Origin of the sequence: Pleurocapsa sp. FMAR1 (genome assembly GCF_963665995.1) — a bacterium.
GTDB lineage: Bacteria > Cyanobacteriota > Cyanobacteriia > Cyanobacteriales > Xenococcaceae > Waterburya.
The window spans coordinates 5350264-5374355 of sequence record NZ_OY762512.1 but is presented as its reverse complement, the minus strand read 5'-3'; the positions used below and the strand labels follow the sequence as shown (position 1 = coordinate 5374355).

The 24092-nt window shown below is 40.0% G+C and carries 26 protein-coding genes and 4 pseudogenes; 18 read left to right on the top strand and 12 right to left on the bottom strand.

Annotated features, from left to right (window positions below):
* Window positions 1–36: 36 nt before the first annotated feature.
* The 11 genes from SLP02_RS26065 to SLP02_RS26015 all read left to right on the top strand — a co-directional run bounded on the left by SLP02_RS26065 (window position 37) and on the right by SLP02_RS26015 (window position 10743).
* Window positions 37–879 (top strand): Pvc16 family protein, encoded by an 843-nt coding sequence (locus SLP02_RS26065; RefSeq protein ID WP_319423596.1) that lies wholly within the window; start codon window positions 37–39, stop codon window positions 877–879.
* A 42-nt stretch (window positions 880–921) separates the two neighbouring features.
* A complete protein-coding gene (locus tag SLP02_RS26060) occupies window positions 922–2658 on the top strand; it encodes a phage tail sheath family protein (protein ID WP_319423595.1) in 1737 nt (578 codons plus the stop codon).
* 44 nt (window positions 2659–2702) lie between these two features.
* Window positions 2703–3161, top strand: coding sequence for a phage tail protein (locus SLP02_RS26055; RefSeq protein ID WP_319423594.1), 459 nt, complete (start codon window positions 2703–2705; stop codon window positions 3159–3161).
* Window positions 3162–3468: 307 nt separating this feature from the next.
* Entirely contained in the window at window positions 3469–3948 is a 480-nt protein-coding gene (locus tag SLP02_RS26050) for a phage tail protein (protein WP_319423593.1), read from the top strand.
* Between the two features lie 150 nt (window positions 3949–4098).
* Window positions 4099–5097, top strand: a complete 999-nt coding sequence (locus SLP02_RS26045; protein WP_319423592.1) for a Pvc16 family protein — start codon at window positions 4099–4101, stop codon at window positions 5095–5097.
* 135 nt (window positions 5098–5232) lie between these two features.
* Entirely contained in the window at window positions 5233–6108 is an 876-nt protein-coding gene (locus tag SLP02_RS26040; RefSeq protein ID WP_319423591.1) for a hypothetical protein, read from the top strand.
* Between the two features lie 482 nt (window positions 6109–6590).
* Complete coding sequence (locus tag SLP02_RS26035) at window positions 6591–8630, top strand: ATP-binding protein (RefSeq protein WP_319423590.1); 2040 nt, start codon at window positions 6591–6593, stop codon at window positions 8628–8630.
* Window positions 8631–8780: 150 nt separating this feature from the next.
* Window positions 8781–9422 carry a glycosyltransferase gene (locus SLP02_RS26030; RefSeq protein WP_319423589.1) on the top strand — a complete coding sequence of 214 codons (642 nt, stop codon included), beginning with the start codon at window positions 8781–8783 and terminating at the stop codon, window positions 9420–9422.
* Between the two features lie 17 nt (window positions 9423–9439).
* Window positions 9440–9871, top strand: a complete 432-nt coding sequence (locus SLP02_RS26025) for a hypothetical protein (RefSeq protein ID WP_319423588.1) — start codon at window positions 9440–9442, stop codon at window positions 9869–9871.
* A 158-nt stretch (window positions 9872–10029) separates the two neighbouring features.
* Complete coding sequence (locus SLP02_RS26020; protein ID WP_319423587.1) at window positions 10030–10308, top strand: hypothetical protein; 279 nt, start codon at window positions 10030–10032, stop codon at window positions 10306–10308.
* Between the two features lie 210 nt (window positions 10309–10518).
* Window positions 10519–10743: a helix-turn-helix domain-containing protein gene (locus SLP02_RS26015; RefSeq protein ID WP_319423586.1), complete on the top strand. Its 225-nt coding sequence runs from the start codon at window positions 10519–10521 to the stop codon at window positions 10741–10743.
* A 283-nt stretch (window positions 10744–11026) separates the two neighbouring features.
* Here SLP02_RS26015 and SLP02_RS26010 read toward each other — a convergent pair whose 3' ends face one another.
* The 5 genes and pseudogenes from SLP02_RS26010 to SLP02_RS25985 all read right to left on the bottom strand — a co-directional run.
* Window positions 11027–11707, bottom strand: coding sequence for a class I SAM-dependent methyltransferase (locus SLP02_RS26010; protein ID WP_319423585.1), 681 nt, complete (start codon window positions 11705–11707; stop codon window positions 11027–11029).
* Between the two features lie 145 nt (window positions 11708–11852).
* The gene (locus SLP02_RS26005) at window positions 11853–12620 is read right to left on the bottom strand and encodes a COG4705 family protein (RefSeq protein WP_319423584.1); all 768 of its coding nucleotides are present in this window, start codon (window positions 12618–12620) and stop codon (window positions 11853–11855) included.
* A gap of 93 nt (window positions 12621–12713) precedes the next feature.
* Complete coding sequence (locus SLP02_RS26000; protein WP_319423583.1) at window positions 12714–13964, bottom strand: sensor histidine kinase; 1251 nt, start codon at window positions 13962–13964, stop codon at window positions 12714–12716.
* A gap of 15 nt (window positions 13965–13979) precedes the next feature.
* Entirely contained in the window at window positions 13980–14654 is a 675-nt protein-coding gene (locus tag SLP02_RS25995; protein ID WP_319423582.1) for a response regulator transcription factor, read from the bottom strand.
* Window positions 14655–15035: 381 nt separating this feature from the next.
* Window positions 15036–15204 (bottom strand): annotated as a pseudogene (locus tag SLP02_RS25985) (transposase); the annotation flags it as partial.
* Here SLP02_RS25985 and SLP02_RS25980 point away from each other — a divergent pair.
* The 4 genes from SLP02_RS25980 to SLP02_RS25970 all read left to right on the top strand — a co-directional run bounded on the left by SLP02_RS25980 (window position 15196) and on the right by SLP02_RS25970 (window position 17480).
* Window positions 15196–15477, top strand: coding sequence for a hypothetical protein (locus tag SLP02_RS25980; RefSeq protein WP_319423580.1), 282 nt, complete (start codon window positions 15196–15198; stop codon window positions 15475–15477). The pseudogene SLP02_RS25985 and the gene SLP02_RS25980 sit on opposite strands and share 9 nt — an antisense overlap.
* Before the next feature lie 689 nt (window positions 15478–16166).
* A complete protein-coding gene (locus SLP02_RS25975) occupies window positions 16167–16391 on the top strand; it encodes a hypothetical protein (RefSeq protein WP_319423579.1) in 225 nt (74 codons plus the stop codon).
* Window positions 16392–16394: 3 nt separating this feature from the next.
* Window positions 16395–16595, top strand: a complete 201-nt coding sequence (locus SLP02_RS26960; protein WP_413467435.1) for a transposase — start codon at window positions 16395–16397, stop codon at window positions 16593–16595.
* Between the two features lie 435 nt (window positions 16596–17030).
* A complete protein-coding gene (locus tag SLP02_RS25970; protein WP_319423578.1) occupies window positions 17031–17480 on the top strand; it encodes a DesA/ISL3 alpha bundle tail domain-containing protein in 450 nt (149 codons plus the stop codon).
* A 201-nt stretch (window positions 17481–17681) separates the two neighbouring features.
* Here SLP02_RS25970 and SLP02_RS26955 read toward each other — a convergent pair whose 3' ends face one another.
* From SLP02_RS26955 to SLP02_RS25950, 5 genes and pseudogenes are all read right to left on the bottom strand, one after another.
* Window positions 17682–17852: a tyrosine-type recombinase/integrase gene (locus SLP02_RS26955; protein WP_413467294.1), complete on the bottom strand. Its 171-nt coding sequence runs from the start codon at window positions 17850–17852 to the stop codon at window positions 17682–17684.
* A complete protein-coding gene (locus SLP02_RS25965; RefSeq protein ID WP_319423577.1) occupies window positions 17824–18006 on the bottom strand; it encodes a hypothetical protein in 183 nt (60 codons plus the stop codon). The genes SLP02_RS26955 and SLP02_RS25965 overlap by 29 nt, the downstream gene beginning before the upstream one ends.
* 33 nt (window positions 18007–18039) lie before the next feature.
* On the bottom strand, window positions 18040–18243 hold the full coding sequence (locus SLP02_RS25960; RefSeq protein ID WP_319423576.1) for a hypothetical protein: 204 nt from the start codon (window positions 18241–18243) through the stop codon (window positions 18040–18042).
* 24 nt (window positions 18244–18267) lie between these two features.
* Complete coding sequence (locus SLP02_RS25955) at window positions 18268–18474, bottom strand: hypothetical protein (RefSeq protein WP_319423575.1); 207 nt, start codon at window positions 18472–18474, stop codon at window positions 18268–18270.
* A gap of 251 nt (window positions 18475–18725) precedes the next feature.
* Window positions 18726–18950: pseudogene (locus SLP02_RS25950) on the bottom strand (IS6 family transposase); the annotation flags it as partial.
* A gap of 658 nt (window positions 18951–19608) precedes the next feature.
* Between SLP02_RS25950 and SLP02_RS25945 the strand changes: the two are divergent.
* The gene (locus tag SLP02_RS25945; RefSeq protein ID WP_319423574.1) at window positions 19609–21489 is read left to right on the top strand and encodes a hypothetical protein; all 1881 of its coding nucleotides are present in this window, start codon (window positions 19609–19611) and stop codon (window positions 21487–21489) included.
* Between the two features lie 107 nt (window positions 21490–21596).
* On the opposite strand, the gene SLP02_RS25940 is transcribed toward SLP02_RS25945, so the two are convergent.
* Window positions 21597–21992, bottom strand: coding sequence for a DDE-type integrase/transposase/recombinase (locus tag SLP02_RS25940; protein WP_319423573.1), 396 nt, complete (start codon window positions 21990–21992; stop codon window positions 21597–21599).
* A gap of 96 nt (window positions 21993–22088) precedes the next feature.
* On the opposite strand from SLP02_RS25940, the pseudogene SLP02_RS25935 reads away from it, so the two are divergent.
* A pseudogene (locus tag SLP02_RS25935) lies at window positions 22089–22331 on the top strand (IS701 family transposase); the annotation flags it as partial.
* Between the two features lie 1071 nt (window positions 22332–23402).
* On the top strand, window positions 23403–23573 hold the full coding sequence (locus SLP02_RS25930; RefSeq protein WP_319423735.1) for a zinc ribbon domain-containing protein: 171 nt from the start codon (window positions 23403–23405) through the stop codon (window positions 23571–23573).
* 345 nt (window positions 23574–23918) lie between these two features.
* Here the strand turns inward: SLP02_RS25930 and SLP02_RS25925 are convergent.
* Window positions 23919–24020 (bottom strand): annotated as a pseudogene (locus tag SLP02_RS25925) (DDE-type integrase/transposase/recombinase); the annotation flags it as partial.
* Window positions 24021–24092: the final 72 nt, after the last annotated feature.

The following is a 24092-nucleotide window of genomic DNA, read 5'->3' as shown; positions in this document are numbered from 1 at the left end:
AAATTGAATATATCGAAATGAATTAGATATCTGCTTATGTTGAATTCGATTCTTCAAACCCTTGCTGAAATGTTGGCTAACGGAGCTGTTCTCACTAGCACTGAGCAAATAGACTTTAGTCATCCTGCAAGTTTAGAAAATAGAGATAGAGACGGATCGCTTAATCTCTATCTCTATGATGTTCGAATCAATAAAAAAATGCCAAGTAATGGCAGGCAGGTTGAACGCCATTTTGATAACTTACGGCCAATTGCACAAGTTTCTAAATCACCCAGTTGGTTTGATATCTCCATTGTTATTACAGCTCGCGATCGCACTGTATTAGGAGAGCATCAACTTTTGTCTGAAACTTTACTACTGTTAATGCGCAGTCCCCTATTGCAGGAAGAGTTTCTAACTCCTGACCTTCGCGGTCACGGTAACTTATCGTTATCAGTTACTAACGATCCGCCTATTGATGTAGGAAGTTTATGGAGTTCTCTTTCTGTTCCTATACGACCTGCTATTTATTTAACAGTAACTGTTCCCTTTAATGTATGGAGAAAAACAATCGTACCTTTGGTCACTGAACGAAGCTTTGGTGTTGATAATTCAATTTCAGATATTAGCAGAAGCAAAGCTAAAGTTCAGCGAGTTGCTGTTGCTGGGATTATTAAAAACATTCTAAATTCAGAGCCATTAAGACGAGTTGAGATCGTACTTGAAGGAACCGAAAAACTAGCAATCAGCAACAGAGAAGGGTATTTCTTCTTTGAGAACCTGACTTTTGGAAACTACACTTTACATCTTAAACGATTCGGCTATCAGTCTAAGAGTTGCGATGTTTTTGTAGGCGAAGAATCATATGTTCCCAAAGAGATATTACTTATGCCCTCCTAGTAAATTTACACATCCAATTATCTAAGTTAAGGAGCAATTAACATGGCTAGGTTAGACTACTTTGCCCCAGGTGTTTATGTTGAAGAAGTCGATCGCGGAAGTCGTCCGATTGAGGGCGTTAGTACATCGGTCGCAGGCTTTATTGGCTTTACTGAAGATATACGCGGTGGTGCCGAGATCTTCAAACCAATGCTAGTCACAAGCTGGACTCAGTATCTTGACTATTTTGCCCGACGCAGTTCAAATGGATTCACGGATTTCGATGCCTATTTACCTTTCGCAGTAAGAGGATATTTCCTAAACGGCGGTGGACGTTGCTATGTGACCAGTATCGGAACGCAGCTACCAGGTATCAATCAAAATCAGGCAAATCGGCAAGCACCGCTTTTAGAGATCCAAAGGCGTGGTAATCGTCCCAGCTTAAATTTATCCATCCGACCCGAACAGTTTGACAACGGATCTATTACCGTCGAAATTCTCAATGGACAGCCTCGTGCATTACCTCCAGCTAGTGAGAGCAATGAAGAAAACGGTTTTGAAGAGAATGGTTTTGAAAACAATGATTTTCAGAAAGTAGATGACTTAGAAGTACTCCACAATCCAGCAGAGTTTTTCTCTTTAAAAGTGTGCCGAGATGACCAAGTGCTTGAGGAATACAACCATCTAAGTATGGATCAAAATCCTCAAACCCAGGCTGCTACATATGTTGTTGAAGCTCTGAAAGACTCTGAGTATATTTTGATTGCAGATATCGCTCAGCCTGGACTGCCCTTAACTAGACGACCCTTAAATGGCGAATACGAGCTACTGCCTCCAGTGCCTATTTCTACACCTAGAAAATTCGCTCGTGAAATTGAAGGCGATCGCGGCGATCGAACTGGCGTGATGGGAATCTTTGAAATTGACGAGATTACAATGATCTCTTTTCCAGATTTAATGCGAGTTTATGAAGCTGGAATTTTGAGCCTTGACCAAGTTCATGGCGTCATGGAAATCATGATCTCTATGTCTGAAGGTGCCACAAGTGGCGATATGCCAGGACCAACGAATCGAATGGTAGTGTTAGATCCTCCACCCGATCGCGTTAAACCTCAAGATGTTGTTAATTGGTTAGATGAATTTGGTCGTCGTTCCATGTTTGGCGCTCTCTATTATCCGTGGGTTAGAGTACCCAATCCTGGAAACGCAGGGCGATCGATTCTAGTTCCTCCTTCTGGTCACATGATGGGCGTATGGGGCCGAACAGATGAAACGCGGGGGGTTCACAAGGCTCCTGCAAACGAAGTACCCAAGGGAATTACTGGTTTAGCCTATGATGTTAACTTTAGAGAGCAAGAACTTCTTAACCCGCTAGGGATCAACTGCATTCGTAAATTTCCTAACCGAGGAATTCGGATTTGGGGTGCCAGAACTCTGGTTGAACCAGACAAAACTGAATGGCGCTATATCAGTGTCAGAAGGCTCATTAGCTATATCGAACGCTCGATTGAAACAGGAACTCAGTGGGCTGTCTTTGAGCCAAATGACGAACAGTTGTGGGCGCAAGCGCGATATTGCGTGATGAACTTTTTGGAGCGCATCTGGCGCGAGGGAGCTTTATTTGGTGCTACTCCCGACCAAGCATTTTACGTAAAATGCGACGCTGAAAACAATACGCCTGAAACGATGACCTTGGGTCGTTTGTATGTCGATGTTGGTGTATGTCCTGTACGCCCAGCTGAATTTGTGGTCTTCCGCATTAGTCAGTGGAATGCTCTGGAAAATGAAAACAACCAATAACTTGTTTTAGCTCATTTATATTAAGTAAAAAATAGGAGAAAGTTATGCCAGAATCAGATAGATTTGTTTTAGCCTCTGGTTTTAGCCTTAGTGGAGGCACTTTAGGCGGAGAAGTAATAGTACAAAGCTTTAGTGGTTTAGAAATGAATGTTGAAGTATCTTCTAATTCTGTCGGTAATCAGGCGGGAGGAAAGAAGAAACTAGAACCTAGACCTGGCCCAACAACGCCTGGAGAACCATCGTTTGTTTGCCCAATACCTAGAAATGATAAAAAATTAGCGGATTGGTGGAAAAAATTAAATCCTAATGCTCAGCTAGGTCAATATAAAACTGAGGATTTGATGTTCACTTTTCAAGGGGATGGTGGAGCAGTTCATGCTCAATGGCAACTAAAAGGCACTTTCCCTATGCAATACAAGGTATCTGATGCAGAAACTAACGATTCCGAGCTTGCTTGTGAAACAATTCAACTGTGCGTTACAGAAATTGAGCGGATGGTGTAATGTTCGCGAAGATGGAAGAATAAATACTCCAGAGGTAGACACCATTATATGGTGAGTAATACTGTCAAACGTACCCTATTACCGAGATTCTACCTCAACCTTTTTCTCTCTAACGCTCAATTAGAAATCTATCACCCCCAACAGCCACTCACCTTGACAACAGAGAATCTAAAGAGTGGTAGGTTCGAGACTTACTCCAAAAATATCACTCTCTAGATAGGGGGTTGCCAAATCCCATCTATAGTTCGACCGAACAAAAATGGGATGAAATAGCTAACCGTAATCTTAAAAAGACTTCAATCGATCTATGCCTAAAAAATCAACTTTATTAATGGCAGCTGGCTTCTCTATAACCCTGCAACTTGATGGCTCTAATGATTCTGTGGACGGAGTTTTTCAGGGGTGTGATGGGTTTGACTTTACCCAAGAGGTTATCCAGTTTAGAGAAGTCACTAACGAGCGCTGGGGGAAGGCCAGTAAGGGACGCTCCCGCCTGACTAAGCTTCCTGGTAACGCAGTGGGTGGAAATATAACCTTACGCAGAGGTATGACTACTTCCAAAAGTTTTTGGCTATGGTTTTCGTCGGTGCAACAGGGAAATTGGTTCAAACAGCGCAAAAATATATCAATCACTTTTCATGAAGCGAGAGAGGCTAAAGCCGCCTTTCGGTTTACAGAAGCTTGGCCAACTAAATACCGGATTGGAGAGATGAAAACGGATTCAAGTGATGTAGAAATTCAGGAGATCGAGATCGCTTATGAAGGGTTTGAACAAATATCAATTTAGCCATTGCTGAATTGAAGAATAATCTGGGATTATTCTTTGAAAATCTTAATAGCATTTAGAACCTCTGAAAACCTGTTTAGCGAAAAGTTGAGGTTCACCTTGGCATTAAATTCCGCCCAACCATACAAATAGTTTTTTAGGTAAAAATGTATGAGTAATGGATTAGCGATCGCAGCGATAACGGCTGTATTCAAAAACTTGTTAGAAGACGGCTTAGTTCAAAATGCAGCACTGTCTAGTATGGGAAATGTGCTAGTAACCACACTTCCCCCAGACCAAATCTCTATTGGAGTCGATGGTCAACCTCAGCTAAATCTGTTTCTTTACCAAGTTGCACAAAACCGTAATGCAGACTTAGGCAAAAGCGATCGCAACCAGCCTGTCTGTCATCAAACTAGTATAGAAGAAGATGCACTTCCTCCCTTAGCCATCAATCTCCATTACGTATTGACCGCTTACGGAAACAAAGACTTTCAGACGGAAATACTGTTGGGTTATGTCATGCAGCTCATGCATCAAACTCCGGTTTTATCTAACGCTAGGATTCGAGCAGCACTAAATCATGTCGCAACCATCAATCGTTCTGGTCTTTTGGCACAAGCGATTGAATCGACTTCTGTTGAAGCTTTGACCGAGGAATTAGACCAAGTAAGGATCGCACCAAACTTGTTTAATACAGAACAGATGTCAAGATTGTGGTCGCTCTTTCAAAGTTCTTATCGACCCTCAATTGCTTACGAAGTTTCGATGGTATTGAATGAATCTCAGAAGTCTTTAGTTAAGTCAAGTTACAACTCACAGATGTTGTATCAACCGCGTATTAATAAAGTTACCGCATCTCCATCGACAAATGGCGAGATTGTCGCGGGCAGTAGTCTTATTATCTATGGGAAAAACCTTAAAGGAGATGTGACTCGGCTTCGAATAAACGAAGAAGAGAATTTATTAGAACCACAAATTGTTGAACATAACAGAATTTTGTTTAAACTGCCTCAAAATTTACAGGCTGGGGTTCAAAAGGTTCAAGTTGTTCATCAACAACTGTATAAGTATAAAAACGATGAAGATTTAGAGGTAGTGTCGAATGAGCAAACTTTCGTTTTGCATTCAATCATAGACGATAATCTTACTCTAGCTCTTCAAGACTAATAAGTGCGATCGCACTTATTAGCCTTAAAACAGATGCGCCTTTTGCCACCACTACAACCATAAATTTTTAATTCAGGGTTATTTTGATAGATTTTGACCGTTTAAACACTATTTAAAGCATAGGGAATATTAGCAATGCGAAGATTTATTGATGATATACGCCATCCGCGACAGGCAAGAAGAGAACGAAGAGAACAAAGAGCTAGTCGGCAGCAGCAACAAGCAAGACCATCCCAACCGCCACCGCAGCAAGCAGAACCGTCCCAAACAAATAGTCACGATAGTCAAGAAAGTCGCCAAAGACATCGCCAATTAGCTCTGGATCATCTAAATGGAGATATACCATTTATAGATGATTGGGATAGACAATTTCAAGGAGGTGACACAGAAAGTATTAGACCAACTCAACAACAACAACCATTAACAAGTAGATTTTCTACTAATAGTAGTGACACAGAAAGTATTAGACCAACTCAACAACAACCATTAACAAGTAGATTTTCTACTAATAGTAGTGACACAGAAAGTATTAGACCAACTCAACAACAACCATTAACAAGAGATTTTCTACTAATAGTAGTGACACAGAAAGTATTAGAGAAAGTCGAGACTTCAAAATACAAAAAAGTTGCTATGGGCAAGGCTGTACCAGCAAGTGCTGGTGAAGGATTGGAAACATGGGGATTAACAGATTGCAGCGCGATTGCTATTCTCTCTAACTTTGATAGCCAAAGTCAGACGTATGGGGATATGGCTTTGTTTCACGTTGCAGGTAGCCATGAAGAATCCGTTGCAAACGAGAGTGGAGCAATCTCAGTACTTCAAAATATAGCAAAAGGAGAATATACAGCGGTGATAATCTATGGACATGATTCTGCAAGCGATACAGCGAAGTCGATGTTCACAGGACAAAAAGGCATCAAGGATCTTTTAAGCGGTGCTAATAAAAAGGAGGAACATACAGGCAGATATGTATCGATAGATAGATCTGGGAAAGTGACGACTCAATAAGTGATTGGTTGAGTGTATATCACGATCTGCTGGTTAAGCTATTTGCGTTTGCTAAAGGATGCTTACCGTCGTAAAGCACGGTTCGTCGAGTGTTATTGAACAGTCAAGAGTATTGTCCTTAGCCCTAACAGTCAGTATGCGATCGCGGCTATAAAACTGCTCAAGTGTGGAGATTTGAAAGCTTAAGACAACTGTTTTTTCAAGGCTGTAAGTAGTTACATAATTATCTTCATCGCGATCGCACCAAGTGTGAGAAATTAGGCAAGTCATTGACGAGTGTAAAAGTCGCTGGCTGAATTTGTGCCTTTAGACAATCAAGAATTGTTGGGAACTTCGACAAAAGTCTAATTGCATTCACTTGCTTAGCTCTTAATCTATAAGCATTGAGGTAATAGCCTCTAAAATCTTACTATTATTTATTGACCGCCTACGGAAACAAAAACTTTCAGACGTAAATTTTGAGTTTCAAGGATCTCCTATTAATGTATAGTTCAACAGATTTTAATGTCTGGTACCAAGCCAACCAACATTATTCATTTGCCGCCTTCGATCTAGTCCACAATATTTTACAAAACTTTATCAATCAATCTAAAAACGACCCTGATGCAAGATCTTCAAACACCGATTGCGATCGCTCTAAACTCCTGAATATAGCTTCTGAAATGTCATTCCCTCCAGCTTTTGAGCAAATTTGTCAAAGATTTAGACTTTCAGAATTTGAGTTTTATATACTGGTTTTTTGCGCTGCCATTGAACTCGATTCGCGTTTTCCAGGGTTATGCACTAAAGCTCATAATGATGAGAACTACTACTATCCAACATTTGGGTTAGCTCTCAGAGCCTTACCAAATACTCATTGGAGTGCATTAACTCCTGGTGGAGTACTTCGTTACTGGAAGCTCATCGATTTAGGTTCGGGGAATAGCCTTCTGAATAAACAATTGTTTATAGATGAAAGAATCCTTCATTACCTTCAAGGTATCCCAACGATAGACCCATTACTAGTAGGACTTACTGAACCACCTTCACGTTGTCCCAATCAACTAATGTCCTCTCACCAGAGCTTAGCCGATAAAATAGCCCCGTTATGGCATCCAAGCTCATCTCAAAATATTCCCCCCGTAATTCAACTGTGCGGTTCAGAAATAGAAGATAAGATAGATATTACCCAAGTCGTTTGTCACCAACTTAGGCGACGCATCAGTCTTCTGAACTGCGATCGCATTCCTCTAAACTCTAACGACTTAACTGCTTTCACTCGCCGATTGAAGAGAGAATGTATTTTAGAGCATAAAGCGCTTCTGCTCAATTGCGATGATACGGATCTTTTCGATCCAGAACAACGTGCTGCGCTCAATCAACTCATGGAGGAATTTTCAGGGTTTATCATTATCACAACGCGCGTTCCACTCCAAGAGTTAAAGTGTAAGATGATTCGCTTTGATATTCCCAAACCAGAACCCCAAGAACAGTTAATTACCTGGCAAGTCTCTGTAGACGAACTCAAAACCCAACTCAACGGACAAAGCAGGTTAATCCCAAACTCAGAACAGTTGTCTCAAGATTTGCAAACACTCACATCTCAGTTTTACCTAAGCACTTCTACAATTCGTAGTGCCTGTACCGCAGCCATTGGACAATTGACAACGCAATCTACTTTTTCCTTCAAACAGGCATTATGGGAGAATTGTCGCGTTCAAGCGCGACCTGGTTTAGATAAACTTGCAGAGCGGATTGAATCTAAATTGACTTGGGAAGATTTGGTATTACCGCCCCTACAAGAGCATACGTTGAAGCAAATTTCAGCCCACGTTCGCCAAAAGGCTAAAGTATATGAAAATTGGGGATTTGCAGCCAAGAATAGACGTGGACTGGGTATCACAGCTTTATTTTCTGGTCCTAGCGGAACGGGAAAAACACTTGCTGCTGGAGTGCTTGCCAATGAGTTAAACTTAGATCTCTATAAAATTGAATTGTCCTCAGTTGTGGGCAAATATGTTGGCGAAACCGAAAAAAGTCTCCAGCGTATTTTTGATGGAGCAGAGAGTGGTGGCGTTATTTTATTATTTGACGAAGCAGATTCAATTTTTGGTAAACGGAGTGAAGTAAAGGATTCTAAAGATCGCTACGCCAATCTTGAGGTTAGTTATTTGCTACAGCGAATGGAATCTTATTCTGGACTAGCCATTTTAACCACAAACTTGCAGAGCAATTTGGATTCTGCCTTTCTGCGACGGTTGCGCTTTGTGACTCAATTTTCTTTCCCAGATGCGGCGCATCGAGAAAAAATTTGGCAACGAATTTTTCCCTCGAATACCCCCACTCAAGGATTAGCTTTTGAAAAGCTTGCTCAGCTCAATACTGCTGGGGGAAATATCCGCATTATTGCCCTTAATGCTGCCTTTGTAGCGGCTGATGCTGGAGAAGCTGTCCAAATGAAGCATATTTTAACGGCTACTCAAACTGAGTATGAGAAATTAGGCAAGTCATTGACGAGTGTAGAAGTCGCTGGCTGGATTTAATCAAAGTTTCAACGCCAGCAAAAGGCACTTTTTAGCCTTAAAACAGACGCGCCTTTTGCCACTACTACAACCATGAATTTTTAATTTAGGGTGATTTTGAACCAGATTTTAACCGTTTAAACAATATTTAAAGCATAGGGAGCATTAACAATGAAAAAAGCGAAAGAAAAAGGGAAAAAGTTTATTAATAAAGTACGCCATCCGCGACAGGCTAGTCAGCAGCAGCAACAAGCAGGACCATCCCAGCAGCCACCGCAGCAAGCAGGACCGTCCCAGCAGCCACCGCAGTATCTGCAAGCCATGCAGTCCTCTACTTTGGGCAAGGAAGACACAAGCGATCTCCCAGCGGGAGGTTCTCCAATACCTCAAAATCTGCATTTTTTCTGGAAAGGAGAGTCACCTGGAAGGGAGAATCAAGAATGGCCGCACCTACAGCAATGGGGAAATATGGGAGAAAAATCAGCTGGATGGAATAAGACCCTCTGGACCGATAGTCCTAGCATCAATGAATGGCAGGAAAATCATCGAGACAAGCTGAAAGAACTAGAGAAAATGAATGTTAACGTTAAACCAGTAGAGGAAGAAATAGACCCAAAAAATAAACATGTTTATGACTATGCGGTGAACCATAATGCTAGGACGATGGCATCAGACGTGGCAAGGTATAGCGTCTTAAAAAACCATGGCGGAATCTATGCTGACTTAGACATAGCACCAGGCAACTTATCTCTACCTAATTATGCAGACCAGGAGGGAAAGGAGATGCTAAGTTCGGGGAGATTACCACTTTGAAGAACGAGATTAGTCCAATGGTACGAGATAGTCAAAGTGTACTGCGTAATACGCCTGAGTCAAAAGCTCCTTTCAAGGAACGACTGCAAGAAACAGCAGACAAAAAATATACAAATGGAGAGTTTAACAACAACTTAATTGCCGTAGAACCAAATAACCAAACAATCAATCTAATGATTGACGAAATTTCTAAACTCAACGATCCAAAAGAAAATAATCCTCTCGACATAAATAAATCGGAATTGGATCAAAACGCTCCCTTTAAGACTGGACCTAATATGGCAACAAGAATGATGCGAAAACAGCTGGGACTAGAACCAGGACCAAAAGCAACGCCCACAGGGGCTCCGCAGGCAACGCAATATATGAATCCTAAATTGAAAGACCATTTGATGAAGAATATAGACTTGGTAACAGATGTAAGTGAACGAGATGAACGAGATAAATAGCACTGACTTGAGCTATTCGTACAGTTTTTACAACACAACACCAAAAGTAAAACAATGTACGGCGAACCCAGCAGACAAAAAAAAACAACGTCACGCTCTAGTTCGAGGAGTTTTACTTCATCTAGGCGATCGTTGAACCAGGTTATCAGTTTGATGCTATGACAATTGCCATGGACAAGAAAACAGGTAAAGATTTAGGAACAGTGAGGTGGGGCTTTGGAGTTGGACGAAATGAGCAAGGAGAATCAAGACTTGATACTCGCTATCCAACACTTTTGGAAGATGATTTGAAGTTAGAAGGTGCAGCAGGTGAAGAAGCTCGCGAATGGGATCGCGTTCGCAGGGAAGCATACAGGCAATGGAACCAAGCTGCACCTGGACAAGAACGAGCAAATGAAAACCACAAAAGAGTAACTCGAATTCCAGGAATAGATTAAACTTCCACCAATAAAAATTGATTAACTAATAAGTGGCTCACTAAAGTAACCAGTAACAGCAGCCAAGCTGAGGTTCATACACAGAAATTGGAAAACTCTTTATTTAACTAGAATGCGAGGTTTTGCAGAGAAGCAGACAAGTTATACCAATTTTGGAAAAGAAGGCTACAGATAGAGGATAATTTCTTTAGTTGAATTTTTTGAAGAATTATGGCAGGAGTCTATCACTTAAATATTCTAGAAACCGAAGCAGAACTCAAGCAACTATTAAGAAAAGAAAAAACAGGCTCAGGAAAAGAAAGAATCCAACTACTTTATCTGCTTAAAAGTCAAAAAGCTAAAACTATTACTCAAGCTGCAGAATTTTTAGGAAGACATCGAGTCACTTTACAAGATTGGTTAGCTAAATATCGTCAAGGAGGACTAAAAAATTAGAAGAGGCAAACTGCTAGTTCAGTCAAACCAAGAAAGATTCCAGTTTGGGTCCAAAAAGCTTTGCCCAAAAAATTAGAAGAGCCACAAAGGCATGAGCAATCGCCTAGAAAGAGAATTTAACAAGACTTTTACTGAACGTACTGTAGACAAAAAAGTACAAATGCAAAAAGAAGTACTCCATTATGAACTTAGCGTGACTCAAACTAGGTAAATTGTAAACTACCAACATTACAAAAATAGTCTCCCAAAATATGAGAGGCTATTTATTTTGTCTAATTAATAATTAATTCTTAACTGCCAAAGTCAGACCATCAGCAACTGGTAACATACTAATTGTGACTCGTTTATCTTGATGTAGTTTTCGATTAAAATCGGCGATCGCCACAGCCTGCTCGTCTAATTCTGGCTCGACAAGATCTCCTTTCCACCACAATACATTATCAATCGCGATTAGACCTCCAGGGCGAAGCAACTCTAATGTCTTTTCATAATAATTGAGATAATTGATTTTATCCGCATCGATAAAGGCAAAATCAAAACTACCAGCCTCACCCTGGGCAATTAAGCGATTTAGAGTATCCAAGGCTGGTGCAATCTTTAGATCAATTTTGTCGGCGACTCCAGCTTTCTGCCAATAGCGATGAGCTATTTGCGTAAACTTTTCATTAACATCGCAAGCAATTATTTTACCATCCTCTGGTAATGCCAAAGCTGTCGCTAGGGAACTATAACCCGTAAATACGCCAACCTCTAAGGTTTTTTTAGCTCCAATTAACTGTACTAACAAACTCAAAAACTGCCCCTGAACGGAAGATACCTGCATCATACTCATGGGGAGTTTTGCAGTTTCCTGACGTAGTTCGGCTAACACTTGTGGTTCTCGTAATGAGACAGACAATAGATACTGATATGCTTTCTCGTCGATTCCTGGTTTGGTAGTCGTATCAATGTTTGGCGAATTCATAGTTTATATCTCTTCTACTTTTTGTACTTTATATTTGATTCGATATACCAAAGTTTGATTGATTCACCTGCAACTTAAGATGAGATTATCCTCAGTAATACATTAATTGCTCTATCTAAGGGTAATTGCCAATCTAGATCATTCATTATAGGAGCTTTGATAATTGCCCGTCGTTTCTTTTTTGCTTGATGCTCATATAAACAATCAGGATGGCGATCGTTGTAGTAAAAGCGATGGTAGTTCCCACCGTACCGAAACCCAGTCCACCATTTTTTACTGATTGAGATAATAAATCGCCAATAGATGCGCCTAACGGGCGAGTCAAAACATAAGCCAGCCAAAAGGTTAAGACTGCATTGATGTTGAAACGATAATAAGCGATCGCAATTATGGCAATTACCGAGGCAAATAGAAGTGCCGACACTGCATACCCCAATTTCAATCCCTCTGCTAACAAGTCTCCTGCTGCTGTACCCAAGGCAAAGGTTAGTAAAATAGCCACCCAGTAAAACAGTTCTCTTTTGGTTGTTTTAATCGAGTGCATCGCTAATGTGCTTTCACTGACATACCACCATGCAAATAACCCCAATAAAGCCAGAGTAAAAACAACTGTAATTGTTACTAAACTCACTCCCATTTCATCGACAAGGCGATCGGTAATTAATGTACCAACGATGCTAACTAAAACTACTACAGCCCAGTAACTAACGGGTACATACTGTTTAAGCCGAAACTGATTCCAAAGCACAACTGCAAGTAAGGCACTCATCAGATAGGATGTAGCTGCTAAACCAAAATTCATCGTAAATGCCAGAAAATCTGCTCCAGTCTCGCCAACGGTAGTGGCGCATATCTTGATAATCCAGAAATAAAGCGTTACCTCTGGAACTCTATTCAACATCTTTTTGTTCATGATGTTTAATTCCTAATGGACAACTTATTTTAAGAATTAAATGTCAGGAACTTTGCAAGAATATGGCTAACTTCAACTATTTTTTGGTTCTTATTAGTTAGTAAAAGCCATAGGTAGGCTTACCGTAAAACAACTGCCGATATCTACTTGACTGGTAACGGTAATTGTCCCTTTATGGCTATAAATAATAGCTTGTGTAATTGCTAATCCCAAGCCAGAACCTCCTTTGTAATAGGAACGAGAGCGATCTGCACGCCACAAGCGATCGAAGACTAAATCTAAATGTTCGGATGCAATACCTATTCCTGTATCTTCTATGTTTACTAAAAGTTCTTGACCAATTCTATTACCAGTAACTTCAACTTCTCCATTGGCAGGAGTATATTGAATCGCGTTTTGAATTAGATTAGTAAAGGCTCGTGCCAATTTAGCTTCATCTCCAATTAAGCATAGGTCATTTTCAATCTCAGCTTTGAGTTCAATTTGTTTGGTTTGTGCCTGAGGTCTGTATAGATTAACTGAGCCTATAAGTAGAGTCGTCAGATCGATCTTTTTAGATTCAAAACTAGAGACTTTATCGGCTCGGGTTAGTAACAGTAAATCTTCTGTAAGTTGAGACATTTGATCGGTTGCCATAGAAATTGCCTGAAATTTTTCACCATCGCTCTTTCGCATTCCGTCAGAATAGGTTAAAGCTACCTCTGCATTAGTACTAATTGCCATCAAAGGGCTTCGTAGTTCGTGAGAAGCATCGGCGGTAAACTGCTTCAAACGTTTAAAACTTTCTTCAATGGGCTGCATTGCCTGACGATTGAGCCAACCACTACCCAACCCACTAAGAAACAGAGCAACAAACGCACCAGCAGCCAACCCCACATCTAATCGAGCGATAGTTTCGTCTATTTCTTCTAAAGATTCGCTGAGGCGAATATGACCGATTAACCGCCTACTATTGTTTTCAACGATCGGCAAAGTTACTATCAGAAGCTTAATTTTATCGCTTTGAGTTTGAACTGTTCGCTCGGCATTAAAAGGTAAAGTAGGAGCATAATTGGGATCTCCCTGTTGTTCGATTAATCGTTTCTGAGTATCGAACCATTGAAAAACCTGCTGATGAGCTCTTAATTGTTGTGGAGAGAACTTTGTTTGCAACTCCAATTGTCCATGCTCTAACTCGGAACTGGCAGCAATTCCCTGTGCTACGGCTATTAATCGTTCGGTTAGCTGTTGTTTGAGATTACGAATAAACAATATACGCACGACAAAAGCCGAGCTTGACAAAACTAGAGCCAAAACCAGTAAGTTAGATAAAAATAAGCGATAGCGAATTTTTTGAAACATCATAGTTAAGGGCTAATTTTATAACGAACTCAAACGATAACTAATACCATAAACCATTTCGATTAATTTATTTTTACTTCCTGCTGCTTTAAGTTTTGAGCGTAGGTTAGTAATATGAGTTTTGATTGTTCCTTCCCCTGATAAATTGTCAAACTCCCACAGCTTATCGAGAATAGCCGAACGAGTTAAAATCTGTTGGGGATGGCGTAAAAAGTATTCTAAAATTAAATATTTTTTGGGGGTCAAAGAAAGCAAGTTATTTTCATAGGTTACTTCCCCCGTACTAGGATTAAGCTGTAATTCTTCATAGCTAAGAACTTGTGGCTTGAGTTCGTAGCTTCTGCAGGATAAAGCCCTAACTCTTGCTGCTAATTCTTTGAGTCTGAATGGTTTTACTAAGTAGTCGTCTGCTCCCGCATCTAAACCAATTACATTGTCATCGGTAGTATCTTTAGCTGTGAGCATAAAAATTGAGGCTTTAGATTTAGCCTCTTTTAACCGCTTACATAAGGTAATGCCGTCTAATTTTGGCAGCATCAAATCTAATAGAATCATCTCAAACTCAGCCCCTTGAGCGTATTCCCACCCCGACAAACCATCGGTAGCTATTTCTACTACGTAATATTCGTTTTTAAAACCTTCTGCTAAAGGTTTGGCAATGCGATCGTCATCTTCTACTAATAAAATTCTCATGGTGCTTTAGCTTACTATCCAAAAGCAATTAATCCTAGCTAATTAAAACTTTACCGCGATCAAATATTTCTCTATTAGTACCAATCCCCGTGATTTCCACTCTATCTGAATATACTTCAACAGCAGCAAAATCCAATCTAGGAACAGAATAGGCAGTCCAGTCTGACTCACCGACATCTCTTAGCTGTGCGCCATTGCCACAGGTAACATATGCTGTACCTTACTTGCTTCAATGGGTTCGGTACGTTCATAGTCGTGGTCGTGTCCGTTGAGATAAAGCTGAACTCCATTACGGGCAAACAAAGGTGACAGCTTATCTATTAGTTCGGGACTACTGCCATGAGAGCCAGAGGAATAAAGAGAGCGATCGCTAAATAGCGACTGTCGAAATTTGTTTTCTTTTTGCCTGACTAATTCTCTCATTTTCTGATTGATGGTTTCCCAAATTCCTTTCTTTTGCCATCTTCGAGCTTTAGCTATATACAGTTGAAGCAGGAGGGAAATTCTGAGGAAGATATTCCCACTGACATCCTGTTTTTAAATGATAGTAAGCATTTCCGCCCGCTCTAACGGCGACGCGGTGAGTCCAGTCCCAGTCCTGCGGGAGGGAAACCCTTCCGCAGGGAACTGGCGAACCCCTAAAGTGTTCGCATCCGCTTTTTTGCTGAGTTTTCTCATGTGGACGGTGTTTGTTTTCAGCAATATCTTGATTGGTTCACGTGGATCTCATCCAAAACAACTACATTTAATTCAACTTGATAATGGTCGTTGGCATATTTGGTCTGAACTAAATTTACCAGATAATGTAATCTTGATTTTCTAACCTCCTTACAGTCCTCAAGTTAATCAGATTGAGCGACTGTGGAAAGAAATCAAAAAGCACCTTAAATGGGAATTATTCGCTCATCTCGATCGCCTCAAACATAAGCTATCGAAAGTATTATCACATTTCACTTTCTCTACGATCGCATCTATTACAGGATGGGACTTTATTTTAGACGCTTTATTTGTAGCAAACATTTAAGTAATTCATATTATAATCACTCCGACCCGAAATCATCGGCGTTTTCATCACAGATTAAGGGTCTTGCACACTTTTGCTGAATCAAGATCGGGCGATCGCTACAAAAAGATTTTGTGCGTAAATAAAATGAGAGCTAAAAAAAGCGGTTATTTATGTCACAAAATCACCCTTTTAACAATTCTCACTTACTACCTGGTTTTTTTGTCTCAAGATAACTTCTTGGTCAATCAGTGAAGCAGAAAATCAACTAACGATACAAGTCGAAACAAAGAATATACAGGCAGTTTGTCCGATTTGTAATTCAACAAGTGATCGAGTTCATAGTAATTATCAGAGATCGCTACTAGATGTATCTTGGGGTAACTATTCAAGTCTGCTTGAAGCTTTCAACTCGAAAATTATTCTGCTCTAACTCAAATTGTGAACGTCGAATTTTCACCCAAAGATTACCTAAAATAGCAGCATCTTAGGCGAGACGAACAGAGCGATTGAATATTCAATTTACTAAAGTAGGTTTAGCACAGGGGGGATTACCAGGCTCTCGTTTGACTCAACATTTGTCCGTTAAAATTAGTCGTCAGACCTTATTAAGATTAGTGATGAAGATGCCATTACCATTTCATCCTGTACCCAGAGTTCTAGGAGTAGACGATTGGGCATATCGCAAACGCCATACCTACGGCACTATTTTGGTAGATTTGAAAACTCGTTAACCAATAGAATTACTTTTTAACCGCACAGCTACAACTTTAGCTGAGTGGTTACAAGAACATCCTGGAGTAAAAATTATTTCTAGAGATCGGGCGAAGGCTTCTAAAGAAGGAGTATCACGAGGATGTCCAGAGGCTATTCAGGTGGCAGACTGCTTTCACCTACTACAAAATTTAGCTCAAATGTTAGAAGTCGTGTCAAACTAATATAGAAAATTACTTGAAAATGTTGAAGACTAGACCAATAATTGTCCGATTATTGAAGACAAAAAAGTTTTAGCTCAATCTATTCAACCTCCTCTAAATCCTATCAAGGCTCTTAAACTTGCCCAAGTAAGACGAAAGCAAAGAAAAGAAAAATAGGACAAAGCATGGGCTTTACACAAAAAAGGTTATGGGGGAAAAGCAATTGATCACCATTTAGGAATTGGAAAAAGTACAGTTTTTCGTTATCTTCGCAGCCCAAAGTTTCCTGAAAGGAAAGGACGAAGTGATAAAGGACGATGTAAAGTCTCTCCCTACAAAAAGTATCTTCAGTCACGATGGAATTCTGGCTTTCATGATACCCAAAAACTTTATCTTGAAATTAAAGAACAGGGCTACGAATGAAGCTATGTCACTTTAGCTCGATATACTCACCGTTTGCGTGAGGTACAAAGACTTAAACCAAGAGAAAAACCTAGTAGACCAGTACCCCTAGTATTTATGATGACGGTACGTCAGGCAGTAGCAGTGTGGTCAATTCTACGCTATACCATCAATCAAAGTGAAGCTGAAACCAAAGCTATTAAATTACTGAAAAAACAACATCCCGATCTCAATACGGTCATTTCTTTAACAATGGATTTTGCCGATTTAGTTCGTCGAAAAGCGGTGCGACCCCGCGTCGCCGACAGGCGCAAGGGAACGCGCACCAAGAAACAAAATAAATTAGCAGAATGGTTAAAAAACGCCGAGGAAAGTAAGATGAGAGCAATTACTGGTTTTGCTACCAAACTGAAAGACGATTTAAATGCTGTCAAGAATGGAGTGACTTATCAATGGAGTAATAAGCAAGTTGAAGAAAAGTTAATCGACTCAAGATGCTCATAACGTCAAATGTCTGGTCGTGCCAGTCACGAACTACTCAAGAAAAGATTTTTGTGTCCTGTCTAGTAATCGGCGATCGCCCGATCCTGATTTACCAAAAGTGCGCAAGACCCATAATGTGAGTCGAAGCAAAATTATAGTTTCATTTAATCTGGGCTGAAAACGCCGATGATTTCGGGTCGGAGTGATTATAATTTCAGGTCGCTACAAGTAACGCTGGGTGATTTCCAGGTTGTCATGTTCTGCTAAGATAGCAACTTTTTCTAAGCTGACTCCTGCATTAACAAGATTTTTACAAAATGTATGTCGAAGTTGATGGGGCGAAACATTTTCTAAATCGGTTTGTTTAACGTATTTTCGAGTATGTGCTTTCAATTCCTCTGGGAGTCATTACCCCTCTTTGACCGATAAACAGCAGTTGGTTACTACCTTTTTGCTTATAATATCCCAGTTCTAATAATATAGATCGCGCATCTTCGTTGAGAGGAATAGTTCTTCTTTTTAAACCTTTGCCATGATTGACACTCAAGCATCCTTTTTTGGGACTAATTTTGATATCGTTTTAGGTTAAGGCACAAAGTTCGGAAACTCTCAATCCTGTGTTTAATAGTAGTTTGACGACCGCAATGTCTCTAGTTTTCTCTACTATTCGGCATAGGGTGTGTTGATCGAGTCTATCCAACCATTTTGCGGCTGAAGCTTGTTCTTTTATGGGTTGAGGAACATGAGGCAAGCGATTATCGGGGAGATAACCTTTTGTTCCCACCCAATTGAGAAATATACGGAGACTTTAAAGCTTACGATTAATTGTTTGAGGCTTTAATTGTAATGCCTTGTCTAGATAGTGTTTATACTCTTGTAAGTCAGTAGGAGTAATCAATCTAGGGGCAAATTCTGTATTTCCTTTGGATTCTAACCACAGCGTCAAACTCTTTAAATCGCAGAGATAGTTTTTAATGGCGTAAGCACTTCGTTCTGATTCGGTTAGAAACTGCACGAAATTGTCTCGATAATTAATCGAGTCTTTTGTAATAACTAGAGCTTCAGATGTAGATAGATTTCTGGCACTGCGCAATTATACGCTGAGTTTTTTGATCGATAGTCGTGCTAATTTCCTTTAATTATACGTTCAGTAAAGCCAAACTCGACGTACAAGTCTATTTATGCACACAGTTTAATCTTTTACTAAATTAAGTTATATAATTCTAATTATACGAGAGAGCATTGTTTTTTGTCCGTTTGCCGTCGCCACGCCCACTTTCTTTTTACTTTAATGTATGTCTCGTCTACTCTCCAAGAATCATTAGTAGCTTCGAGATGTTTTCTACTCCTTTTCTCTATTTGAGGTGCGTAAATCATCATCCATCTATATATTGTTGTGTGGTCTACAGATAACCCTCTTTCCATCATTATTTCTTCTAGATTTCTGTAACTGAGGGCGTACTTTGGATACTAACGAACGCAAAGTAAAATTACTTTTCCTTGAAAATGTTTTCACTTGAATGGTTGCTGTGAGTTCATTTAACTTAGTAGTTATTTGTACCTAAATTATAATACGTCGCAATTTTTAGTTTTTGCAACAGAACCGTATTAGTAATGGCAAAGAAGTTGCTGATCTTTCTAGATTTACTTGTTTGATTGATTGTAAGAGATTAATTAGAATCTCTAATAACAAGTAATTGCATAACTTGAGATATTTTTGGAAATGGGTTTAATATAATTCAGGTAACATTATATGACGATAGGTTTAATGACTCGATCTTCAGCCTATCTTTTTTTGCTACTTGTCTCAAACTCCCTCTTCCTCTACTTTATAGTCTAGATTGTCGCCCCGCTAAACTTTTGCGTAGTTCATACTCTAAAAATAGAAAAAGCATTCCATCCTATCATAAAATCATTTTGCAAGAAGTCTAGTATATCGACTCATAAAACAAAACTAATAAACTATATTTTGCGAAAAATTACTTACTTTAATATAAACTTTTTATCAAAACATAGTTTATTTACTGTACTCATTTACAAATTTTTTGAGCATACTATTAATTATTCAGGAAACGGAATTAATTTGTAAGCTTAAGCTTCAAACATATTAAATATTTGTTCTGTTTGATATTTGTTTATTTAAATTTGCATGATGTTTGAAGATTTTAGTGATGCTCAATCTATGTTGATTGGCGAAATTGGTCAAGTTATTGACTTAAAACATGTCAGTCAAACTATTGTTCTAGAGAACAGCTACGCTAATCCAGTTGTATTTGCTCAACCCTTATCTCGAAATGGCTCCGATCCAGCAGTAGTTCGTATCGAAGATATCAAGGCAGATCGCTTCACGGCTCGTGTTCAAGAACCTAACTACAAAGACGGACGGCACACAGGCGAAAATTTTAGTTATCTGGTGCTAGAAGCAGGCACTTGGGAATTAGAAAATGATACCCAGCTTGAAGTTGGAACTCTTAACTCAGATGCCGTTACTAATTCTGATTGGGAGCAAATTGACTTTAGCACCGATTTTTTAAATACTCCCACAACTTTTAGCCAGGTACAAACCGATAATGGATCTAACTTTGTTCGGACTCGTCAGAAAAATACCTCTGCTCGCGGTTTTTCTCTAGCAATGGAAGAAGAAGAAGTATTAAACACTTCTCATCCTGCGGAAACGCTTGGCTGGATGGCAATCTCAGCCGGAGCTGGCAGTTGGAATGGGCTCTCTTATCAGGCAGGAAATACGGGAAACCGCGTAACACACGAATGGAGTACGCTTAAATTTGAAAATAGTTTTGAGCGAGCTCCACAATTATTAGCTTCTCTGGCAACTTATGATGGTACTGACTCGGCAGGGGTACGCTATCAAAATGTGAATAGTCAGGGAGTACAAATGATGGTAGAAGAGGATACTTCCAGAGATCTAGAACAATCTCATACCACTGAAGACATCAACTTTTTATTAATAGGCGGAAGTGGCACATTGACTGCTTCAACTCCATCTACGTCTTCACAGACTTTTTTCCCAAAGACAAGAGAAGCATGGGAATGGCCTTTTGCAACCGAGTCAATCTGGAACTTACCCCTCGGTAGCAACGCCGTCTACCAACCAGCAAATTTAGAAACAGGACTATGGACATCAGCCGATAACGAATTACTCTTCCAAGTCTCAGAAAACGCTCCACTAACCAGATTATATGCTCCTGGCAGTTGGACTAATCGTGCTAGTGGCACTAAAAGTCCGACAGGTAATCCTGCTGACGAAATTTATATTCGCTTCCCCAAAGATCAACTAGTTGCCGATGCCAGTCCTTCCTCAACTCCCAACAATGTTGCCTCAATACTTCAGCCAGATGGCGAAACCGTAGTGGCGGTGGCTCCTCTGGCTCGAACCAAACCAGGAGATTCCGTCTATGGCTGGTATTATGGAGAAGAAAATATCTATGGAACGGGAATCACTGGTGCTCATGGCGGTTCTGGACTTTCTGGACTTGGCGGTTCGATTCGACTTGGAGAATTAAGCGACAGCGAACCAATTCGCCATGCCTTAAAAATTAATGTCTGGGCAGATAAATATCTCTACTATGACAATGCGGACAAAACACCAGGGTATCGTTGGCCCGCCTACAAAGCAGATAATTATGCTGCTGACAACTATGGGGGAACAAATGCCAATTTTGAGATGGGTTCATTACTGGCAATTCCTCCGAATGTAACTCCAGAGCAACTTGGTATTGAGAGTTTACCGGCCCTTAAACTGTTTTATGCCCTGCAAGATTATGGAACTTATGTAGTTGATGATACGGCTTGGAACGTAAGCGCGTTCAACTTGCAACAAGGAGTTGAAGAAAAATTCGAGCAGACCTATGGCTATACTTATTCTACAAATGACCAGAATAGTCAGTGGTTTCAAGAGTATTATGCTTTAGTCGAAAGTTTGCATTTGGTTACCAACAACCGCCCCACCGCAATTGGCGGTGGAGGTGATACTAGACGCGCTCCTCTGGCTCCCCATTTTGCTTCTAACTGACATTCCGCGCAGCTAGCGGGGCGACAATCTAGACTAAAGATAGAAATTTCAGGGTTGTGTCGCAAAAAGTTAATAAAAACAAAATAACTCTGTAATTATCTAATTTTTTAGACAGCAATTTCAAAGAGAGACGCTACAAATTTGTTTTGCATGATGACGTCATTTTTGTTAACTCCTTTCACTTGACCTTTATCAATCATTCGCATAATTTTAATACCTCTAATTGTTTTCCCTGCTGTATAAAATGATTTATATCCTAAAGTAGCATTGGTAATTTTTTTGACTCCTCTATGGTCTTGTTCCACTAGATTATTTAGGTATTTTACTTGCCTTATTTTACCTTTTTTATCTAATACCTTTTCTACTTTTAACTCTTCAATAGCAAAAGGATAAGCAGGATTTTTATCTAGATTAATCACTCTTAGCTGCCCAATGTATTTGGCTTTGAGCATCTTTTTGAAAAATCTTTTAGCAGCGAGCTTGCTTCTTATGGCACTGAGCATAAGAAATTGTACCTAGTCTCTTATCCCTCTTCTGTCAGTTTCCGAAAATTAAACTATAATAAAAAAGTTTTTGTTGGTTGTGAGGTAAACAGGATAATGGATGTAGAATTACAGATTCTTAAACATTTAAAGCGATCGCCTACACCGACAGTTTCAATTAATGCGAACGATATTGTGACGCTTATAATGACTTGTTTTTTGATGTGAAAAATTATGAATGTTTCAAATATTTACGTGACTGGAATCATTTCACTAATTAAAAGGAAATCATTACCAGAGATTGCTAAAGTAGTAGGAATCTCATCACCTCAGTCACTACATCACTTTCTAGCTAATTCGCCTTAACTAAAAATATATAAAGTGGATGCGACCCCGTGTCGCCGAAAGGCGCAAGGGAACGGGCGCCAAGGAGGCAAAAAGATTGAGCGTAGCAGGCAAAACCTGGAAATTAGCAACAGTTACTTTATTTTTGTTAAGAGTGTAATTAGAATTGTTAGTATTACTTTGCTCTACTTTTTGATTAGCTTGAGCGACTAAAGGTTCTAAAATAAGAGAGGTCGAGCATAATACTAAAATTGCCAAACAACGAAAAGAGCAATCAAGGAAATGATTTTTTAAAAGCATATCTGTTTGTATTGTAATTTGTAATTTTCGAGCGTATATACCCAAAAGATTGGTAGACAGTTAACAGAAAATATGTAATTTCAACAAAAAGAAATACATATATGGAAGGCAATTTGTACAAAATATACAAAATAAAATTATTAGTCAGGAGACGAAAAACTTAATTGACAAATTGCAATTGAAAATTATTTTCTTGGCAAAAATTGCAGAAGTCACAGAGGTTTCAGAAGAACGAATCGCACGCGCGTACGTGCAGATCCTCGTCACGGACACGAAGCGTCCAGATTTTCTTGGGAAACTATAAGTGCGGAGCATCGCACGACTGGTAAAGCATTCGCTTTGCACGTTACAGACCTATATGAATGACAAATACGAGACAATTCCTTAGCAAGTTGAGGTCGGAAATAAAAAAGCGGTGCGATCCCGCAGAGGTTTCCCATGCTAAGGAACGCGTACCAAGAAAAGGCAAACTAACAAAAAGAGTGCGATGAGATGTCTATCATGGATCCTCTAAGGGGTACTCTTCGAGAAGGCTTTGTTTACGACAGTTCCGCAAGAGGGGACATCGCCCAAGTACGCAACGCAAGTTGTAATAACAAATTTGCATTACCAACGTCTCCTGTATGTTTTTCTGATCTCTATTTAGATGCAGGAGATTTTAACTAATGCGGTTTTTAAGTTGCGTGTCCAAGAAATCAGACTATGATGAATTCTAAAATATTTTAACAGGCAACCAACTGGGGAGAAATAGTTTCTTTTTCAGTAGTGAGGTTTTCAGCAGCAGGAATTATCAAAGACTGTTGTAACCCATGCGGGTACATCATTGATCTACTACCTCTCTCAATCCGTAAATGGAATTGCCCTAGCTGTAATAGCCATAATCTGAGGGACTATAACAGTTCGCTCAACATTTTAGCCGTCGGGCAGACGGTGTTTGCTTGTGGACTAAGCCAATAGCAGGGATGTGTCTTTGACGTGAGGAAACGCCGAATTTAGTTCGGCTTGTTCCACTCACGTCGCGACAGATCTAGTTAACTTGGGATGAATCAAAAATCCCCCTAGCGGAGCGTGCTTTGTGCCGTGGGAGTGTCAATCAAATACTTAACTTGTCGTAACTCGGTTGATAGAGATAAGGCTTGAACCGATTGCCGACTTTTCACTGCGGATGGATAAGCGGGATTTTTATCTACGTTAATTACCCTTGGTTTTTGAGTATGGTCAGCTTAAAGGCTTTGATGAAGAAGCGCACAGCCCGCGAGTCAAAGGTTTCGCGACTCGTATAGAACAAAGCAAGAAGCGTTAAGCAGCTTCAGCGTCTGGTTTGGCTGTCAACAAAAAGTCGAGGGTATTACCTTGACTATCCACTGCTCGATAGAGATACTTCCAATGTTTCTTGACTTTGACGAGCGACCCCCGCGCATGGTTCGACATCGGAAAGCATTCCCTTGCGTCTTACGCCGACGCGGGGTCTTTCCT

Bases quoted from the DNA above. Each gene is read 5' to 3' on its own strand.
- SLP02_RS26050 (WP_319423593.1), top strand. From the start codon at position 3,469: ATGCCTAAAAAATCAACTTTATTAATGGCAGCTGGCTTCTCTATAACC.
- SLP02_RS26020 (WP_319423587.1), top strand. From the start codon at position 10,030: ATGACAATTGCCATGGACAAGAAAACAGGTAAAGATTTAGGAACAGTG.
- SLP02_RS26035 (WP_319423590.1), top strand. From the start codon at position 6,591: ATGTATAGTTCAACAGATTTTAATGTCTGGTACCAAGCCAACCAACAT.
- SLP02_RS26040 (WP_319423591.1), top strand. From the start codon at position 5,233: ATGCGAAGATTTATTGATGATATACGCCATCCGCGACAGGCAAGAAGA.
- SLP02_RS26000 (WP_319423583.1), bottom strand. From the start codon at position 13,964: ATGATGTTTCAAAAAATTCGCTATCGCTTATTTTTATCTAACTTACTG.
- SLP02_RS25945 (WP_319423574.1), top strand. From the start codon at position 19,609: ATGATGTTTGAAGATTTTAGTGATGCTCAATCTATGTTGATTGGCGAA.
- SLP02_RS26060 (WP_319423595.1), top strand. From the start codon at position 922: ATGGCTAGGTTAGACTACTTTGCCCCAGGTGTTTATGTTGAAGAAGTC.
- SLP02_RS25940 (WP_319423573.1), bottom strand. From the start codon at position 21,992: ATGCTCAGTGCCATAAGAAGCAAGCTCGCTGCTAAAAGATTTTTCAAA.
- SLP02_RS26025 (WP_319423588.1), top strand. From the start codon at position 9,440: ATGGTACGAGATAGTCAAAGTGTACTGCGTAATACGCCTGAGTCAAAA.
- SLP02_RS26030 (WP_319423589.1), top strand. From the start codon at position 8,781: ATGAAAAAAGCGAAAGAAAAAGGGAAAAAGTTTATTAATAAAGTACGC.
- SLP02_RS25995 (WP_319423582.1), bottom strand. From the start codon at position 14,654: ATGAGAATTTTATTAGTAGAAGATGACGATCGCATTGCCAAACCTTTA.
- SLP02_RS26005 (WP_319423584.1), bottom strand. From the start codon at position 12,620: ATGAACAAAAAGATGTTGAATAGAGTTCCAGAGGTAACGCTTTATTTC.
- SLP02_RS26045 (WP_319423592.1), top strand. From the start codon at position 4,099: ATGAGTAATGGATTAGCGATCGCAGCGATAACGGCTGTATTCAAAAAC.
- SLP02_RS26065 (WP_319423596.1), top strand. From the start codon at position 37: ATGTTGAATTCGATTCTTCAAACCCTTGCTGAAATGTTGGCTAACGGA.
- SLP02_RS26010 (WP_319423585.1), bottom strand. From the start codon at position 11,707: ATGAATTCGCCAAACATTGATACGACTACCAAACCAGGAATCGACGAG.
- SLP02_RS25980 (WP_319423580.1), top strand. From the start codon at position 15,196: ATGATAGTAAGCATTTCCGCCCGCTCTAACGGCGACGCGGTGAGTCCA.
- SLP02_RS26055 (WP_319423594.1), top strand. From the start codon at position 2,703: ATGCCAGAATCAGATAGATTTGTTTTAGCCTCTGGTTTTAGCCTTAGT.
- SLP02_RS26015 (WP_319423586.1), top strand. From the start codon at position 10,519: ATGGCAGGAGTCTATCACTTAAATATTCTAGAAACCGAAGCAGAACTC.